The following is a 1,111-nucleotide window of genomic DNA, read 5'->3' on the forward strand; positions in this document are numbered from 1 at the left end:
TAAAAACAGAGCTAATCGAGAGGATGGTATAATATAGAAAAAAGTGGATGGTAAAAATCAAATAGGGGGAAGTCGATTGGAAAAAGAACTGAATAGGTTATATAGAGAGATAGCGGAAACGGTTAATGACATGATTCCGGAAGAGTGGGAGGGATTTTATTTTTATGCTCAAATATCAGAAACGGGAGGGGGAACTTACTTTTTCTATAACACCATCAGAAGTGAAAAAAAGTATACATATAGTGTGGAAATTCCTTTTAAATATGAAATTGATGAAATTGAATTTGAAAGAAAAGAAGATTCTTTATATAGATTGAGTAAAGAATTAAGAAATGTTTTCAAAGATAATCAGCAAGAACTTTGGTACGCCTTTACGATGTCGCTTGAACATAGTGGGAAATTTAACATGCATTTCGATTATACAAATTGGTTCGATACAGAATATAGTTTTAGTGATCAGATGATTATTTGGAAATATAAATACTTAGGAGAATTACCAATTGATGAAAATGATAAAGTCTTAATCAAGAAGTATGATAGTGAATTTCTGAATAATCCCATTTAACTGAATGGAAAGAAGAAATGTTTTTTTATAAAAATCATGAGTTTTAAATTGGTCGATAAGTTACAAAGCTATTTCTACAAGATAAGAATTAAAGGGGAAGTAGAATGGATAAGATTCAAATTGCGAAAAGAATGAGAGATTCCATAAAGAGTGGTCAATTGGACACGTTAAGAGGTTTACTTGAGAAAGAGCCTAAGATGTTGGAATATGTGACGCCATTTGGTACGTGGTTACATGTAGCGACAGCGCATGGACAGTTAGAAATAATAGAGTACTTAATCAATTCAGGAATTAATATTCATGCAAAGTGTGGGACTTTTTCTACAAATGCCCTTGAAAGAGCAGCTACAAAAGGGCATTTACATATTGCAGAGTATCTCATTAAACACCAAGTTGAAATAGACACTAGTGAGCCGGATCGAAATCCTCTGTTTGCTGCAATATATAGCAGTCATTTTGAAATCGTTAAATTGCTAGTTATGAATGGTATAGATATAACGATAAAATATTCTGGTAATAATATGAAAGAAATGGACGCTTATACGT

Annotated in this window: 2 protein-coding genes; both read left to right on the forward strand. The window is 32.1% G+C overall.

Annotated features, from left to right (window positions below):
* Positions 1 to 76: 76 nt before the first annotated feature.
* Complete coding sequence (locus AC1DTM_RS27780; protein ID WP_002199927.1) at positions 77 to 565, forward strand: antitoxin YezG family protein; 489 nt, start codon at positions 77 to 79, stop codon at positions 563 to 565.
* A gap of 104 nt (positions 566 to 669) precedes the next feature.
* Positions 670 to 1,111 (forward strand): ankyrin repeat domain-containing protein (locus tag AC1DTM_RS27785; protein ID WP_477001408.1); only part of this gene is annotated, 442 nt, incomplete at its 3' end.

It is taken from the genome of Bacillus sp. P4_D3, assembly GCF_056401855.1.